This is a genomic window from Flavobacterium ginsenosidimutans (assembly GCF_003254625.1).
GTDB lineage: Bacteria > Bacteroidota > Bacteroidia > Flavobacteriales > Flavobacteriaceae > Flavobacterium > Flavobacterium ginsenosidimutans.
Map to the genome: position 1 here is coordinate 70,250 of NZ_QJRJ01000072.1, position 18,101 is coordinate 88,350.

At 34.6% G+C, this 18,101-nt stretch carries 13 protein-coding genes; 8 read left to right on the forward strand and 5 right to left on the reverse strand.

The window, feature by feature from the left end:
• Window positions 1–9: 9 nt before the first annotated feature.
• The 5 genes from DM444_RS06770 to DM444_RS06790 all read right to left on the reverse strand — a co-directional run bounded on the left by DM444_RS06770 (window position 10) and on the right by DM444_RS06790 (window position 11,380).
• On the reverse strand, window positions 10–1,455 hold the full coding sequence (locus DM444_RS06770; RefSeq protein ID WP_111285042.1) for a SusD/RagB family nutrient-binding outer membrane lipoprotein: 1,446 nt from the start codon (window positions 1,453–1,455) through the stop codon (window positions 10–12).
• Window positions 1,456–1,471: 16 nt separating this feature from the next.
• A complete protein-coding gene (locus DM444_RS06775) occupies window positions 1,472–4,654 on the reverse strand; it encodes a SusC/RagA family TonB-linked outer membrane protein (RefSeq protein WP_111285043.1) in 3,183 nt (1,060 codons plus the stop codon).
• 566 nt (window positions 4,655–5,220) lie between these two features.
• Window positions 5,221–6,681 (reverse strand): SusD/RagB family nutrient-binding outer membrane lipoprotein, encoded by a 1,461-nt coding sequence (locus tag DM444_RS06780; RefSeq protein ID WP_111285044.1) that lies wholly within the window; start codon window positions 6,679–6,681, stop codon window positions 5,221–5,223.
• A 12-nt stretch (window positions 6,682–6,693) separates the two neighbouring features.
• A complete protein-coding gene (locus DM444_RS06785) occupies window positions 6,694–9,972 on the reverse strand; it encodes a SusC/RagA family TonB-linked outer membrane protein (protein ID WP_111285045.1) in 3,279 nt (1,092 codons plus the stop codon).
• 88 nt (window positions 9,973–10,060) lie between these two features.
• On the reverse strand, window positions 10,061–11,380 hold the full coding sequence (locus DM444_RS06790; protein WP_239455605.1) for a BamA/TamA family outer membrane protein: 1,320 nt from the start codon (window positions 11,378–11,380) through the stop codon (window positions 10,061–10,063).
• A gap of 563 nt (window positions 11,381–11,943) precedes the next feature.
• Between DM444_RS06790 and rpsL the strand changes: the two genes are divergently transcribed.
• The 8 genes from rpsL to rplB all read left to right on the forward strand — a co-directional run bounded on the left by rpsL (window position 11,944) and on the right by rplB (window position 18,095).
• On the forward strand, window positions 11,944–12,327 hold the full coding sequence (gene rpsL / locus DM444_RS06795) for a 30S ribosomal protein S12 (protein WP_007136570.1): 384 nt from the start codon (window positions 11,944–11,946) through the stop codon (window positions 12,325–12,327).
• Window positions 12,328–12,351: 24 nt separating this feature from the next.
• Window positions 12,352–12,828: a 30S ribosomal protein S7 gene (gene rpsG / locus DM444_RS06800; RefSeq protein ID WP_026727879.1), complete on the forward strand. Its 477-nt coding sequence runs from the start codon at window positions 12,352–12,354 to the stop codon at window positions 12,826–12,828.
• Window positions 12,829–12,839: 11 nt separating this feature from the next.
• Window positions 12,840–14,996, forward strand: a complete 2,157-nt coding sequence (gene fusA / locus DM444_RS06805; RefSeq protein ID WP_111285046.1) for an elongation factor G — start codon at window positions 12,840–12,842, stop codon at window positions 14,994–14,996.
• 10 nt (window positions 14,997–15,006) lie between these two features.
• Window positions 15,007–15,312 (forward strand): 30S ribosomal protein S10, encoded by a 306-nt coding sequence (gene rpsJ / locus DM444_RS06810; RefSeq protein ID WP_007803605.1) that lies wholly within the window; start codon window positions 15,007–15,009, stop codon window positions 15,310–15,312.
• A gap of 404 nt (window positions 15,313–15,716) precedes the next feature.
• The gene (gene rplC / locus DM444_RS06815; RefSeq protein ID WP_111285047.1) at window positions 15,717–16,334 is read left to right on the forward strand and encodes a 50S ribosomal protein L3; all 618 of its coding nucleotides are present in this window, start codon (window positions 15,717–15,719) and stop codon (window positions 16,332–16,334) included.
• Entirely contained in the window at window positions 16,334–16,963 is a 630-nt protein-coding gene (rplD, locus tag DM444_RS06820; RefSeq protein WP_111285048.1) for a 50S ribosomal protein L4, read from the forward strand. Before rplC ends, rplD begins: the two co-directional genes overlap by 1 nt.
• Before the next feature lie 7 nt (window positions 16,964–16,970).
• Window positions 16,971–17,261, forward strand: coding sequence for a 50S ribosomal protein L23 (gene rplW / locus DM444_RS06825; RefSeq protein ID WP_008464286.1), 291 nt, complete (start codon window positions 16,971–16,973; stop codon window positions 17,259–17,261).
• 9 nt (window positions 17,262–17,270) lie between these two features.
• Window positions 17,271–18,095 carry a 50S ribosomal protein L2 gene (gene rplB, locus DM444_RS06830; protein ID WP_110347732.1) on the forward strand — a complete coding sequence of 275 codons (825 nt, stop codon included), beginning with the start codon at window positions 17,271–17,273 and terminating at the stop codon, window positions 18,093–18,095.
• Window positions 18,096–18,101 lie beyond the last annotated feature (6 nt).

Below are 18,101 nucleotides of genomic sequence, written 5' to 3' on the forward strand. Positions count from 1 at the left end.
TTAATTTTTTTAGTTAACATCCCACCACACTGGAGCAGTTATTTTTGCTAGAGCAGGTGCGTTTGGATTTCTTGTTTTTACAGTATTTGGTAAAACAATTCTTCTAGGGAATAATCCACCTGTTACATTTTCAACAGATACTCTAAATTGTCCAGGGATGTAGTCTTCGTCGTCTTGAGGAACAGAAGATTCTTTAGGGAAACCAGTTCTGTTTTGCTCTAAGAAAGATTCGTAACCATTTCCAGGGAAACTAGCAATCCATTTTTGAGTGATAATTGCCTCGATTTGAGCAGCTGTTCCTGTTGCAGGAAAAGCATATTTACCACCTGCGGCAACAAAAGCATCTGCACTCAAAGTGTATTTTTTAAAATTCGCAGCAACACCTAAATCATATTTTTCTTTAGCTCCAGCTCCAGCGTAGTATCGTGTAAGCGCTTCAGCTTGTAAGAAATAGCTTTCTTCTGCACTTAAGAAATATACAGCAGTTGTTGGGTGTAAAGTTACTAATGAAAGCCCTGTTGCAGCATTTTCAAAATCACCTTGATTGTTAGGGTTTCCTGCTCCATAATATTTATCCAAACGAGGATCTAAATTTGACTGTAAGTAAGTGTATAAAGTTTTACTAGCTCTAAGGTTTAGAGTTGTGTTCAACTGTCTTCTGTCAGTTTCATACAATGGGTTACTTCTGTCTGCTGCATCTTCAAATTGATTATAAGGAGCTCTAGTATTCATTCCGGCATCAACATCCAAGAATTGAGCACCAGAATTAATTAAGGTAGTAATTCCTGATTGAGCCAAAGTAGGATCAACTTGTGTTAATCTCAAGTGTAATTTTAGCAATAAAGTATTACCAAATTTTGTCCAGTTATCCATTTGTCCTCCGAAAATGAAATCATCATTTGCTGGTGCTGAGCCTACTGAGCTGCTTAAGTCTTTTGATAAAGCTAGTTTTAAGTCCGCAATCATCAAATTATAAACTTCTTTTTGAGTATTGAATTTAGGTTGCAAAATGTTTGGGTTATTTGCTTCAGCATAAGGAATAGCATCGTATAAATCAGTCATTACTTGTGAAGCTTCTACTTCAAGAACAGTTGCAATTAAGTAATAATTCCAATTTCCTTCTTTTTCAGCTTGTGCTTTTACAACTCTAATGTCATTTAAAGCATCGAACATTGCTGTATAACCCAATTGATAATCATTAGTTCCAATACTATATTGATCAATATCTTTGTATTGATTTGAAGTAGTATTTTGTGTCCAGAATTGAGACCAGAATCCACCAATTAGGGCGTAATATGATCCTTGTGCACCTACAAGACCTGCAATACCTGCAGGTAAGATAGTGCTATTAGCTTGTCCAGGAGGTAAAGAATCTGGATCTCTATTAATGTCAAATGTTTCATCACATGACACCAATAAGAAAAGTGCTGCTATTAATGTTGTTATTTTTTTCATTTTTCTATATATTATTTTAGAATGATAATTTTAAAACTCCACCCACTGATCTTTGTGATGGGTTAGATGCAAATTCTCCAAAATCAGAGATTACGCCTGTACCGTAAGTTCCAGTTTCAGGATCTGTATATGGGTTTGCTCCTGGAGTCCACATGAAAAGGTTTCTTGCGTAAATTCCAAGTGAAATTTTGTTTAATCCCATATTTTTAGTAACTGAAGAAGGGAAGTCATAATTAAAATTAATCTCTCTTAATCTAACGAAAGTTTTGTCAATTACGTGAGTTCTTTCAATACCAGGGTTGTTTGTAGTATTGTAGAAATTAGTAACAGTTTCGAATGTAAGCGGAGTTGTGTTTTCAGTATAAGTAACATTTCCTGACGCATCTACATGTTCATTAACTGAGTTAGGAACGATAAATGGGTTTCTATCATTATAAGTAGTTTCGATACCATTTCCTACGAAATGAGAAAGTCTTTTAGTATAAGAATAGAATTCTCCACCTTGTTTCCAGTCTAATGAGAAAGCTAAGTTAAAGTTTTTGTACTTGAAAGTGTTTTGTAATCCCATTACGAAATCACGTTGTGAATTTCCAATTTTTTCAATATCGTCACTTACTTCGTACATACCAGTTGATGCATTTACAATATATTGTCCAGCTGCATTTGTTTTTGGAACTTGAGAATAGAAAGTACCGATTGGCTCTCCTTTAGTTGCTCTAAAAGTTACACCATAAGCACTTGTTAAATCAACATAAGAATTTCCTCCAGTTAATTCAGTAACCTCATTAAGGTTTTTAGTGAATGTATAAGTTAGGTTCCAAGAGAAATCCTTGTTTTTAATTGGACTACCACTTACAGAAAGCTCAATACCTTTGTTCACTACGTCTCCAGCATTAATAGCTTTAATTGTGTAACCTGTAGAAGGATCTAAAGGTAAGTTTACAATTACATCAGAAGTTGTTTTGTGGTATAATGCGATATCATAACTAATTCTGTTTTTGAAGAAAGATCCCTCAGCTCCAATTTCATACTCTACAGTACTTTCTGGTTTTAAATCAGGATTTCCAAGTCTTCCAGAAGCTTCAAAGAAACTTACTCCTCCAAGTGGAGATGCTAGTATACCAAAGTTTGCAGCTGCAGAACCTGAAATATAAGAATCTTCAGTTACATATGGTGAAGTATCATTTGCAATTTTAGATGCAGCACCTCTTAATTTTAAGAAAGTACTTCCGTTGTCAATTACAATTGCACCAAGTGATAAAGACGGGTAGAAATATGCGTTATTACTAGTTGGTAAAGTAGAAGTTTTATCTTCTCTTCCTGTAATAGTAGCAAAATATCTGTTCTTGAAAGCAAATTCAGCAGAAGCATAAACTGCACCAGTTCTTCTTAATGTGTTTGTTTGTGTAATTACTGGTCTAAGAGCTGAGTTTGAAAGCTCGTAGTATCCTGGAATTCCTAAATTAGTAACAGTATTGAATAATTGGTCAGATTCTCTTTTGTTGTAGTTGAAACCTCCTAAAAGATTCAATGTCCAATCTTCGCTTAAGTTTGTGTTGTAGTTAAGGTTAAAGAATGTATCGAATTCGCTGAATTCTGATCTTCCTTCTGTAACTCCACCAACTACTGGGTTTGCACCAGCTACATCTTGAGGAGTACCTGGAAGGTAATCTACAATTGCTCCATGACTTTTAAGTCTTTCTGTTCTATAGTTACCACCAATTTGCCATGTAGCTGTAAGCTTATCAGTTAATTTATAACTTAAGTTAATGTTACCAAAAAGGTTGTTTCCAAATATTTTTGTGCTGTTCTCGTTGATTGAGAAATATGGATTGGAAGCATAAGGAGTGAAATAATAGTCTGGAGTATTAAAAGGATTATTTTTGTAATCTTTTAAATCTACAATACTTATGTCACGTGGGATTTGTAATAAATCTTGCTGTAAAGTTGAACCTTGACCAGCATCATCACCTTGTCCTGTATTAACAGCACTTTGGTTTTTGTATACGTAATTAAAAGAAGTTCTTAAAGTGAATTTTTTACCTTTTAATCCTCCATTAAATCCTAATGATTGTTTTTGGTATAAGTCAGCATCAGTTGGAACAACTCCATCACTGTTTACATTAGAGAATACTAAAGAGAAATCTGAAGTATCACCACCTCCGCTAAGAGTTGCAGATTGTGTAGACATTACACCAGTGTTGTAGAAGTCTCTTACGTTGTCATTTAAGCTAACATAAGGTTTAAGCTGTTGAGTATTGTTGTATACAGTTCCCCATGGTCTAACTTCTCCATTGAATGCAGGTCCCCAAGAACCATTTTCATTACTGTAAGTGTTAGCTCCTGAATAACCTTGTCCACTCCATCCTTGTCCAAATTGGTTTTGTAAGTGAGGAACTCTCGCTACTTCACTAAATTCTGTTGAAGCTAATAAGTCAACTTTAATTCCAGAGTTTGCTTTCCCTTTTTTAGTTGTAATAATAATTACACCACCCCCAGCTCTTGAACCGTATAATGCAGATGCTGCAGCACCTTTAAGAACAGTCATACTCTCGATGTTATTCGGGTCAATGTCACTGATACCATTTCCAGCATCATATGATCTTGTAGTGGTAGTAGTTCCTGTAGCACTGTTGTTGATTGGTGTTCCATCAACTACGTAAAGAGGTCCATTGTTTCCTGTAATAGTATTCAAACCACGGATAACTACTTTAGTAGAAGCTCCTGGTTGAGATGGAGCAGTAATATCAACTCCGGCAATTTTACCAGAAAGAGTTTCAAATGGGTTAGTGTTAACTACTTGTGTAAGAGCATCTGCTTTTAAAGTTGTTGTCGCATATCCAAGAGATTTTTTCTCTCTTTTAATACCGAAAGCAGTTACAACTACGCCTTCAAGTTCTTGTGCTCCTGCATCTGCTAATTTTACATTTACAGTAGAAGAACTTGCAGCTACTTCTTGAGTTTTCATCCCAATGTAGCTAAATACCAAAATTTGGCTTGGTGACACTTTGATAGAGAATTTACCATCAAAGTCAGTTTGTGTTCCTGTTTTAGTTCCTTTAACTAATACACTAACACCCGGTAAAGGCATTCCTGCATTATCAGAAACTGTACCAGAAACAGCTCTTTCTTGCGCAAAAGAAAGTTGCGCGACTAGTACTAATAACAGTACTAAGAATCCATTGAACTTTAGTTTCATTTTTAAATATTTTGAATTAGTCCGACAAAAATCTTAATAATTTGTTAATCTACCTAATATAAAAAGCTTTTTTTTTAGTTAAATAATGATTTTGAGGTGGTATTTTGCTGTTTTATCGATTAAAACAGGCTTAAAATTACAAAAGCGTAATTTTTAGTGTTAAATTTGATAATAATTAAAAATTTTGTCAACCGCTTAAATGTTAAATTTATAGACGAAGGGTATTTAAATGTTTTTTTTATAACTTTTATCTTAAAAAAACATCTGGATTAACTGCAGAAATTTGTTAAAAAATCGTGAACCTTTAATATTCAGTGTTAATAGATATGTGAAAATTTTATGTTTTGATGATTCTTCAAAAATAGAGACAAAGACTTTTGTCTATTAAATAGATTAAAAATAATGTTTTCTTTTTGATGGTTTTAATGGTTACAGTTTTGCGATTTTCTTATGTTTTTTAATGAAATTAAGCTTAATGTAAAATTATAGTTAATAGTTTTTTTTAAATAAAAAAGCGGTTGCATGATGTTTTGCAACCGCTTTTTATTTATTGTAATATTTATAAGTTAGAATTTATCCCAAAACAATTTAGTTTCTGCAGCGTCGCCACCAATTGCGGCACTTGCTTCTGTATAACTTACTTTATTTAATGACTGTTCAATAATTGGATAAGTATAGCGCATCGGGAAACCTGATACAGCGTCAGGTGGTGCAACTAATACAGGAAAGTCTAATCTTCTGTAGAATGACCAGCCTTCAAATGAATTATTATAAAAAGCGATCCAGCTTTGAGTTCCTATTTTTTGTTTCCATGTCCCTTCAGCAGTTGTGTAAGCAACATCAGGATTTGCTAAGTAAGTTGTAGCATCAGCTTCTGTTCCTCCCCAATCTAAAATGGAAGCAGTTATTGCAGCATTATAATGTGCTTCTGCATCTGAAGGAGTTCCGTATAAAGATCTTTCAGCTGCTTCCGCCAATAGAAATTCAGCTTCAGCGTAGTCTAAGATTGTTCCTGGGAAGTCTGGAGCCTGAATCGTTGGTGTGATATGTGTTTTTTGTGCAAATGAATTACTTGCTCCATTTTCCCCTCCAATATATTCGATTTCTGGTGTCGATGGGTCGTCCATATTGTCGTCAAAGTATTTTGGACGTCTCGGGTCACTCAAATTGTTCATCATATCGATTATAGTACTAGTTGGAACAAAATCAGAACGGCCACTCGCAACAAGATCTACATATAAAGGATTGGTGTTTGGTGTAGCAGTAAGATACTTTAAATCTGCATTGTCAAGATTTGATGTGAACACAAACGGAGCAGCACTTGATACGGTTGCTTGTGCCAATGCGCTTTCGGTAGGGATATCAGAAATGGTTATACCCATTCTTAATTTTAGAGTGTTTGCAAACTTAATCCATTTTGGTATATCTCCTCCATAGATCCTGTCATTGTCTCCAAAGCTTTTACCACCAGTATCTAATTTGGCTATTGCGTTGTTTAATCGGGTGATTAAATCTTTGTAAATTGTTAAGCCATCGTCGTACTTTGGTGTTTTGTAGTTAAGGTTTATAGCTTGAGAATATGGGACATTTCCGAATGTCTCAACTAATATGGCATAGGTGTAAACGTTTAAAACTTCTATGATAGCAAGTTTGTTTTGTTTGTCTAAAGGGTTTTCTGTTAGGCCAAGCGGTGTATTGGTAATGTTTTTGGCGCTTTGGTCTAAATCCTTTAGCACGTCTTTATATAAGAATTGCCAGTGTTGTTCTGGGATTGTTCTTGTAACTAAGTCGTAATTACTTTCGTCTGTGTAAACCGTCTCTGTAAAATACTGATTAATTAATCTAATAATGTTATTGTTGACATTTGTGTTTGTCATTTGATCTACCAAACTTTTTTGGGCACTTGTAAACAAAGCTTCTCCCGGTACATTTGATGGATCTTTTACGTTAACATTTAAATTTTCTATATCATCAGAGCAGGACGAAAAGGTTACTGCGGTTAGTATGATTATAAATATCTTTTTCATGATTTCTTGATTTTAAAATTGGATTTTAATGTTGAAGCTGATGTCTCTTGTAGATGGTAAAGATCCTGTTGAGTAGCCTTGTAAGTTACCAGCTCCTAATCCTGATTCTGGATCTGCATCTGGTAAGTTTTTGTGTATAATCCAAAGATTTGTTCCAACAACGCTAAAAGTCATTCCATTCATGAATGTGTTTTTTAATACTTTTTCTGGTAAAGAATATGTAATTGCTGTTTGTCTTAGTTTGATATAGCTCGCATCATACACAAATGCTTCATCTGGCAAACCTCTTCTGTAACCTTGAGCTCCAAATCGGCTTGCTTCAATTCTGGTGGTATTTACTGAGCCATCAGGATTTACTCCAGGATTTATAAATCCTCCACTATCAGATCCAGAAGTCAATGGATTTCTGATAGGGTTTCCTAATTCATTTAAATATGCTGTGTCGTCTGGTAGACCTGTTGCTAAACCATAATAACGGTCTAGTGAGAAGATCTGCCCGCCTTTTTGCATATCTATTAAGAATTCAAAAGAGAAGTTTTTGTAAGTGAATTTGTTGTTTAAACCTCCTGTGTAATCTGGATTTGCATTTCCAATTGCATTGTCTGATGTTGAAGTTTTTATATATTGACCATTAGTAGGGTCAACAACTCGCTGTCCGTTTAAGTATGTGTATTTTGTGCCATATATTACACCGTATGGTTGTCCGATAGCAGCGTTTATTGTTACACCTCCTTGAAAAGATCCTAATTGTAGATTATCGATACCATCTAAAAGGTCTAATACTTTGTTGCGATTTCTGGCAAAGTTTAAATTTACTTCCCATGAAAAACTATCTGTTTTTACCGGAGTACCATTTAAACTTATTTCAATCCCTTTGTTTTCAATTTCTCCTGCATTAATTAATTCATAAAGATATCCTGTAGAAGCAGTAAGTCTTAATGGGATTATTTGGTCAATTGAATTAGATTTATAGTAAGAGAAATCAAATCCTAATCTCTTCTTGAAGAAAGAAAGTTCTAAACCTGCTTCGTAGCTTTTTGTACGTTCTGGTTTTAAGTTTGGATTGTTCTTAGTGTCTTTTACTGATGCTGATGCGGCTCCGAATGCTGTGTTAACTGCATAGGTGTCTAAGACTCTGTCGAAACCAGGGCTGTTTCCAACTTCAGCATAGTTAAGTCTTACTTTTCCAAAGGATAGCCAATCTGCTTTTACGAATTTAGAAAATACAAAACTGGTAGAAACGGAAGGGTAGTAGTAAGAACTATTTGCTTCTGGAAGAGTTGAAGAGTGGTCTCTTCTGATTGTTCCCTCAAGGAATAAATAATCTTCATATCCAAAAGAAGCGCTTCCGTAAAGACCGTCTACACCAATAGCTTCGTCTCTTTCAACAGGTGCTAATAGTGGACTTACAGTATTTTGTAGGGAGTATAATTTTGGGATAGCAAGTCCGCCGTTTGTTGCAGCGAATATTGAATTGTAATAACTTCTTCTAATGTTAACTCCGACAACACCTTTTAAATTTAGTTTTTCTGTGATGTCTGTGTTGTAGTTTAACATGAAGTCATAATTGTATTCGCTGAAACCTATGTTTTTTCGTGAGTAACCTGATGATGCTGGGTTTCTGTTAAGAGAACCATCTCCACCTCCAGTTCCAATTCCAAAATCAACTGGCACACTTCCGATGGCTCTTCGTTCTTCTTGAAGTTCATCATAGGTGTCTACTGACATTCTTCCGAAAGCATCTAGCCAACTTGCGATTTTATAGTTTAAAGAAACATTTCCAATGAATCTGCTTCTGCTGTCTGATTCGTAATTTTCATAACGTTGAAAATAAGGGTTGTCCCAAAATATAGGAGTTGGATTAGTGTACGAGTTAGGATTCCATGTTACATTTCGTCCAGTAAGTTGATAAGCTTGTTTTAGACCTTGTATGTCAACGTTAGTTTGCCACCATTGTCTAAAATTTCCAGCGATGTTGTCATTGTATCCTGTACTGTTTCTACCAATTGTACTTGTTTTTGTGAAATTTCCATATCCAGCTACAGTTAATCTGTCGTTGATCAGGGTAGACGCATTCAATGTGAAAGTGTTTCTCTTTAAACTACTGTTTGGCATTAAACCTGTTTGATCAAGATTGTTAGCTCCTAATCTTAAATAACCATTTTCTAAGCCTTTATCTATTGAGATAGAGTTGGTAAGTGCTACTGGTTTTTCAAAAAAAGTAATTGGACCATTTTTTGCGGCTACCCAAGGTGTAGCTTTCATGTAATTTGGAGATTCAGGGTAAAATGCATCCCATTGATAAACCATTAAATTTGGATCAAAAGCTTGTCCATACGAAGCATCTTCAGTTAATGGAGTTACATTGTCTAAAATTCCGTCTCCGTTTATATCAATATGATCTAAATACGAATCTTCATCGGGGCCATAATAAGGTCCATATCCACCACCATACTGTTTTTGATATTTTATGAAAGTGCTTTTGTCGATAGAACCAATTGTTACACCTGAATTAACAGTAACAGAGAAACCTTTTGCTTTTTTGTTTCCTTTTTTTGTTGTTATAACAACAACTCCATTAGCAGCTCTTGATCCATAAAGTGCACTTGCCGCAGAACCTTTAAGGACGTTGATGGATTCGATGTCTTCAGGGTTAATGTCTGATGCGGCGCTTCCGTAGTCATAACCTGCTCCAGATTGTTCCTGATCTCTTGTGTTTGAATTGTTGTTGCTTACTGGAACTCCATCAATAACAAATAAAGCTTGGTTGTTTCCTGTTAGAGAAGAATTTCCTCTAATTACGATATTGGTGGAACCTCCAAAGTTTGTTGTTCTTTTTACTTGTACTCCAGAAACTTTTCCTGATATCGCATTTACAAAGTTGTCGCTTTTAACTGCGGCAAGGTTTTCTCCTTTAACTTCTTGAGTTGCATAACCAAGAGATTTTTTCTCTCTGGATAATCCTAAAGCTGTAACTACAACTCCCTCTAGTTGTTGTGCGTCGCTTGATAGTTTAGCATTAATTTTTGTTGAGCTAGCTGGGAATTCTTGAGATTTCATTCCAATGTAGCTAAAAACTAAAACTTGACTTGGTGTTGCTTTGATAGAATATTTTCCATCAAAATCGGTTTGTGTTCCAGTTTTTGTTCCTTTTACTAATACACTTACGCCTGGTAAAGGCATATTTGCATCATCGGTAACAATACCTGAAACAGTTCTTTCTTGCGCAAAGGTTAGTTGCGCGATTAGTGCTAGTAAAAGCACTAAGAATCTGTTAAACTTTGGTTTCATATTTGGTAAATATTTTGAATTAGTTATGTAATATTCGTAATTACTTACTAAAATTCCTAATATTTTGTTAACAGATTTTTATAAAAGATTAAAATTTAACATTATAACAGATTGTGAGGATACTGTTATAAAATTTTATTTCGGTTTGATTTGTGCTTCCGTTGGCTATAATTATCTTTAATAAACCATTTTTTGTTAGTAGTCCTAAACCTATGCCAGCACTGATTAAACTGTTGAATTTTTCGCTGTTTTTTATTGAAGTTTGATCTTGGTAAATCCCATAGTCAAGTATGGTGTGTATGTATAAATTTGAACTAAGCAGGTATCTGTATTCGGTAATGAATAGATTTGCAATATTTCCTTGTAAGCTATTTTCTGAGAAACCTCGAATTGAATTTAATCCTCCAAATCTGAAAAGTTCATTTGTTATGTAATTGTCACTTTTTAAATATAAGATTTGAGGGTTGATATAGATAAAGTTCTTTTTGTTTAATTCGAAATTGTAAGAAAAATTTAAGTTAGCATAAAATTGATTGGTTGCTACTGCGGTTTCGGCAGTGTTGTTTGTGGTTCTTTTTCCATAACCCAATAATAGATTTGCATATGATTTTCTTGGAAGCAGGTAATTGGAGCTGTTGATTTTTTTGTATTCTAGGGTAGAGGTGAGGTATGAGTTTTTAAAATCACTTAGTGTTGTGCTGTTGGTATTCTGGATGTCGCTTGATTCTGTTGATTGGTATCCAATGTATATTTTAGAGTTGTAATTTAAATAATAGCCTAAATCTATTGCGGTTTTTGTGTTTTGAAATGTACTGTCTTGTTTAAAAATATTTAGTTGGGCTTTTATTCCTAGCGCGGTTTTAAAAATATAAGGAACTTCAAGTCTTGTGTTGAATGTTGTTTGTTTATTGCCGTCACTTTTCCAGTATAGTGAAAATTGTTCGCCTGCATGAAGAGTGTTTATTAAGGAAATATCTAAATATCCGTTAAGTTGTATTTTTTTGCTGTCATCGTTTGAAAATCCAATATAGCCGTCAAAAGTGTTTGCTTTTCTTTTGTCTAGATATGTGTAAACTTTTGTTGAGTCTTTGGTGAATAAGATTTCGGGATATTTGGTTTGAGAAATAAACTCAAAGCTATTAATATCGTCAGAAAGTTTTTTAACGGTTTCTTGGTTGAAGGTATTGTTGAGATATTTTCTATTCAATTGCTTTAATGCTCCTTTAGGAAAATAATCTTTCAAAGAAGGGTTGGTGTAATTTACAATAATTGAGTTGAGGGTTCTTTTTTTTTCGGAATCAAAATTTAAGTCAGCGTAAATTATTGAATTCTTTTTTTTGATATTTTCCAGTTTGATTTTTGAAAAAGCAAAACCAGCTTTTTCTTTATCTGATATTTCTTGGTTCAAAAAATTTTCAAGTTCTGAATAGGGGATAATTATGCTGTCTTTTGATGTTTTTTTTGAATTATACAAGAGACTATTTGTACCTATATATATATGTAGCTCTTTTATCTTGTTTTTTAAGTCTATTAAAACTGTATAAGTGCTGTCATTTACCTTTTTGTTTTCTAGTGTTTTGGAATCTATGTAGCCTTGTTTTGTTAGTTTGTTTAAAGTTTCAGAAATTTCATTGTTGAGAGATTTTATGTTAACATGTTTTCTGATGTAAGGAATAGAGTCGATTGTTAAGTTTTGTTGTTTGTTAATTCCGTTTATATTCAGATAAAAAGATTGCGCAAAACAATTTGTTGATAGAAGTAAAATGAGTATGTATTGTAATTGTTTCAAAAGCAATTGTTTTGTTAGTTAAATGTAAAGCAAATATCTAATGTTTCTTTGTGAAATCATAGATATAAATAATGTTGTTGAAAATTAATGATTTAACGTTTGTATAGTGAAAAATATTTTATACATTTGCAACCCCGTAAAAAGCGGGAATTTAATAAACATAATAATTTTTAGTATTAATTATGCCAACAATTCAACAATTAGTAAGAACAGGAAGAACTCAGATCACTAAGAAGAGTAAATCGGTTGCTTTAGATTCTTGTCCTCAAAGAAGAGGGGTTTGTACGCGTGTTTACACTACTACACCAAAAAAACCAAACTCTGCAATGCGTAAAGTTGCGCGTGTACGTTTGACAAATGGTAATGAGGTGAATGCTTACATCCCAGGAGAAGGACATAATCTACAAGAGCACTCGATAGTATTAGTGCGAGGTGGAAGGGTAAAAGATTTACCAGGTGTTAGATATCATATCGTTCGTGGAGCTCTTGATACGTCAGGTGTTGCAGGAAGAACGCAAAGAAGATCTAAGTACGGTGCTAAACGCCCAAAAGAAGCAAAAAAGTAATTTAAAAACTTTTAAGAAAAAGACATGAGAAAAAGAGCGGCAAAGAAAAGACCACTTTTACCGGATCCAAGGTTTAATGACCAATTAGTAACACGTTTTGTGAATAACTTAATGTGGGATGGTAAGAAATCTACAGCTTTTAAAGTATTTTATGATGCTATTGATATCATTGAAACTAAAAAGCAAAATGATGAGAAAACTTCATTAGAGATCTGGAAAGATGCTTTAACAAACGTTATGCCTCACGTAGAAGTACGTAGCCGTAGAGTTGGTGGAGCTACATTCCAAATCCCAATGCAAATTCGTCCAGACAGAAAAATTTCTATGGCAATGAAGTGGTTAATACTTTATTCAAGAAGAAGAAATGAAAAATCTATGGCTCAGCGTTTAGCTTCAGAATGTTTAGCTGCGGCTAAAGAAGAAGGTGCTGCGGTTAAGAAAAGAATGGATACTCACAAAATGGCAGAAGCTAATAAGGCATTCTCTCACTTTAGATTTTAATTCGTAAAGAAATGGCTAGAGATTTAAAATATACTAGAAATATCGGGATCGCTGCTCACATTGATGCTGGTAAAACAACAACAACTGAGCGTATTCTTTTTTACACTGGAAAATCACATAAAATTGGTGAGGTACACGATGGTGCTGCAACAATGGACTGGATGGCGCAAGAGCAAGAAAGAGGTATTACAATTACTTCTGCTGCTACAACTTGTACTTGGAATTTTCCAACTGAGCAAGGTAAGACTCTTCCAGAATCATTACCTTATCACTTTAATATTATTGATACTCCTGGACACGTTGATTTTACTGTAGAGGTAAACCGTTCTTTACGTGTACTTGATGGTTTAGTTTTCTTATTTAGTGCTGTTGATGGTGTTGAGCCACAGTCAGAAACTAACTGGAGACTTGCTGATCAATATAGAGTTCCTCGTATGGGATTCGTAAACAAAATGGACCGTCAAGGTGCTAACTTTTTAGCTGTATGTGGACAGGTTAAAGATATGTTGAAATCGAATGCGGTTGCAATTACTTTGCCTATTGGTGATGAAGCAGATTTTAAAGGTATTGTTGACTTGGTGAAAAATCAAGCTATTGTATGGCATGATGAAACTCAAGGGGCTACTTTTGATATCGTTGATATCCCGGCTGATATGGTTGATGATGTAAAACACTACCGTTCTATCCTTATCGAAGAGATTGCAACTTATGATGAGAATCTTTTAGATAAATACATGGAAGATGAAAACTCTATTACAGAGGAAGAAATCAACAATGCATTAAGAGCGGCTACTATCGATATGGCAATCATTCCTATGCTTGCTGGTTCTTCTTTCAAAAACAAAGGAGTTCAATTCATGTTAGATGCTGTTTGTAAATATTTACCATCTCCATTAGATAAAGAAGGTATCGAAGGAATTCACCCTGATGATGCTGAATTATTAGAAGAAGATCAAACTAAAATCTTACGTCGCCCAGATGTAAAAGAGCCGTTTGCTGCTTTAGCATTTAAAATTGCTACTGATCCATTCGTAGGTCGTTTAGCTTTCTTCCGTGCTTACTCTGGACGTTTAGATGCTGGTTCTTATGTTTTAAATACTCGTTCTGGTAACAAAGAGAGAATTTCTCGTATTTACCAAATGCACGCTAACAAACAAAATCCAATCGAATTTATTGAGGCTGGAGATATTGGAGCTGCTGTAGGATTTAAAGATATTAAAACTGGAGATACGCTTTGTGATGAAAAGAATCCAATTATCTTGGAGTCTATGAAGTTTCCAGAGCCTGTAATCGGTATTGCTATCGAGCCTAAAACTAAAGCTGACGTTGATAAAATGGGTATGGCTTTGGCTAAATTAGCTGAAGAGGATCCAACATTTACTGTAAGAACTGATGAGGCTTCAGGTCAAACTATTATTTCTGGTATGGGTGAGCTTCACTTAGATATCTTAGTTGATCGTATGAAACGTGAGTTTAAAGTAGAGGTTAATCAAGGTGAGCCACAAGTAGAGTACAAAGAGGCGTTTACTAAATCTGCTCAACATAGAGAAACTTACAAGAAACAATCTGGAGGTCGTGGTAAATTCGGTGATATCGTATTTAGAATCGAACCTGCTGATGAAGTTGATGGTAAAGTTCCAGTTGGATTACAGTTCGTAAATGAGGTAAAAGGTGGTAACGTACCTAAAGAGTATATTCCTGCTGTTGAAAAAGGTTTCCGTGAGGCTATGAAAACAGGTCCATTAGCTGGATATGCTGTTGATAGTTTGAAAGTAACTTTATTAGATGGGTCTTTCCATCCTGTGGATTCTGATGCTCTTTCTTTTGAATTAGCTGCTAGAATGGGTTATAAAGAGTCAGGACGTGCTGCTGGAGCTGTTATTCTTGAGCCAATCATGAAAATCGAAGTTATTACTCCTGAAGAAAACATGGGTGATATCGTTGGTGACTTGAACCGTCGTAGAGGTCAAGTTAATGACATGGGTGATAGAAATGGTGCTAAAACTATTAAAGCTGATGTGCCTTTATCAGAAATGTTTGGTTATGTAACTACATTAAGAACATTATCTTCTGGTAGAGCTACTTCAACAATGGAGTTCTCTCACTATGCAGAAACACCTTCTAATATTTCAGAAGAGGTAATCAAAAAAGCAAAAGGTAACGCTTAATTTTAAGAAAATGAGTCAAAAAATCAGAATAAAACTAAAATCTTACGATCATATGTTAGTAGATAAATCTGCTGAAAAGATCGTGAAAACAGTAAAAACTACTGGAGCAGTTGTAACAGGTCCAATTCCGTTGCCAACTCACAAAAAACTTTTCACTGTATTGCGTTCTCCGCACGTTAACAAAAAAGCGAGAGAGCAATTTGAAGTAATGTCATACAAGAGATTGATTGATATTTATTCATCTTCATCTAAAACTATTGATGCTTTAATGAAACTTGAATTGCCAAGTGGAGTTGAAGTAGAGATTAAAGTATAATTTTTTTATATTTTTTTATATAAAAAGCGAGACATTATTTGTCTCGCTTTTTTTGTTTTTAAAAGTTGCTTTTAGTTTGCGGAATTTGAATTTTTGCGATTTTTTAAAATTTGTATTTTTTTATAAAAGCCTTTGTTTTAAAGGGATGCGAGTTTTTTTTGTTGTGATTTAATTAATTTATTGTTAAGCCCGGAATGTTTGAAGGTTGAAAAAACAGAATCAAATTTTGTTGTAAATAAAGTTTGTTTTGACGGTGTTTTGATGCTTGGATTTTGATTATGAGCGATTTAATTTTCGCAACTGTTTGGTATATTCAATTTTAATATCTACTTTTGCACTCCCTGTTTGGAAATTTCTGTTATTTTCAAATTGAAGGGAATTTTAGTAATTAATAATTAATATTTATGTCTGGGTTAATTGGTAAGAAAATCGGCATGACTAGTATTTTTGACGAAAACGGGAAAAACATTCCTTGTACAGTAATCGAAGCTGGTCCATGTGTTGTTACCCAAGTCAGAACCAACGAGGTTGACGGGTACGAAGCGTTGCAACTTGGTTTCGATGACAAAAACGAGAAACATTCTACTAAAGCGGCTTTAGGTCACTTTAAGAAAGCTGGAACTGTTGCTAAGAAAAAAGTCGTTGAATTCCAAGATTTTGCAACTGAACAAAAATTAGGAGATCTAATTGATGTTACTATTTTTGAAGAAGGAGAATTTGTAGATGTACAAGGTGTATCTAAAGGTAAAGGTTTCCAAGGTGTTGTTAAACGTCACGGTTTTGGTGGAGTTGGACAAGCTACTCATGGTCAGCACAACCGTTTAAGAGCGCCAGGTTCTGTAGGAGCTTCTTCTTATCCATCTAGAGTATTCAAAGGAATGCGTATGGCTGGAAGAATGGGAGGAGAAAATGTGAAAATTCAAAACCTTAGAGTTTTAAAAGTAGTTGCTGAAAAGAATCTACTTGTTATTAAAGGATGTGTTCCTGGACATAAAAACTCTTATGTAATCATTCAGAAGTAATGGAAGTAAAAGTATTAGATTTCAACGGAAAAGATACTGGTAGAAAAGTTCAACTTTCTGATTCAGTATTCGCAATTGAACCAAATAATCACGCAGTATACCTTGATGTAAAGCAATATCTTGCTAATCAAAGACAAGGTACTCATAAAGCTAAAGAAAGAGCTGAAGTTGCTGGAAGTACGCGTAAGATTAAAAAACAAAAAGGAACTGGTACAGCTCGTGCGGGAAGTGCTAAAAATCCTTTGTTTAAAGGCGGTGGAACAGTTTTTGGGCCAAGACCAAGAAGTTATTCATTCAAATTGAATAAAGGCTTAAAGAGATTGGCTAGAAAATCAGCTTTCTCAATTAAAGCAAAAGAGGCTAACATTGTAGTTCTTGAAGACTTTAATTTTGAAGTACCAAACACTAAAAATTTCATTAACGTTTTGAAAGCTTTAGGGTTAGAAAATAAAAAATCTCTATTCGTGTTGGGTGAGTCAAATAAAAATGTATATTTGTCGTCACGCAATTTGAAGGCTTCAAATGTCGTAACTAGCTCAGAATTAAGCACTTACGCAATATTAAACGCTAATAATTTAGTGCTTTTAGAAGGTTCTTTAGAGTTAATTGAAGAAAATTTAAGTAAATAATAGGAATATGAGCATCATAATTAGACCTATAGTAACGGAAAAAGTAACCAAAGAAAGTGAAGTTCTAAACCGCTTCGGATTCGTTGTTAACAAAAAAGCAAACAAAGTTGAGATTAAGAAAGCTGTTGAAGCTGCTTATGGAGTGACTATCGTTTCTGTTAATACAATGAATGTGAGACCAGATAGATCTACTAAATACACTAAAAGTGGTTTAATAAGTGGAAAGACAAATGCATACAAAAAAGCAATTGTTCAAGTACAAGAAGGAGAAACAATTGATTTTTACAACAATATCTAAGATAGAAAAATGTCAGTAAGAAAATTAAAACCTATTACCCCAGGTCAGCGATTTAGAGTTGTGAATGGTTATGACGCCATTACAACTGATAAGCCGGAACGCTCTTTGATAGCGCCGATAAAAAACTCTGGAGGTAGAAATAGTCAAGGAAAGATGACCATGCGTTATACGGGTGGTGGTCACAAGCAGAGATATCGTATTATTGATTTCAAAAGAACTAAAGATGGAATTCCAGCTACAGTGAAATCAATCGAATACGATCCAAATCGTACTGCGTTTATCGCTTTATTAGCTTATGCTGATGGAGAGAAAACTTATATTATCGCACAAAACGGATTGAAAGTTGGTCAGAAATTAGTTTCTGGTCCAGAATCTCAACCTGAAATCGGTAATACTTTACCTTTAAGCAGAATTCCTCTTGGAACTGTTATATCTTGTATTGAGTTACGTCCAGGACAAGGAGCAGTAATTGCTCGTTCAGCTGGAACTTTTGCTCAGTTAATGGCAAGAGACGGGAAATATGCAACAATTAAAATGCCATCTGGGGAGACAAGATTGATCTTGCTAACTTGTTCGGCTACAATTGGAGCTGTTTCTAATTCTGACCACCAATTAGTTGTATCTGGAAAAGCAGGTAGAACAAGATGGTTAGGAAGAAGACCTAGAACTAGACCAGTAGCGATGAACCCAGTTGATCACCCTATGGGAGGTGGTGAAGGACGTTCTTCAGGAGGGCACCCACGTTCAAGAAACGGAGTACCAGCTAAAGGTTACAGAACTCGTTCTAAGAAAAACCCGAGTAACAAGTATATCGTAGAACGTAGAAAGAAATAATAAGAT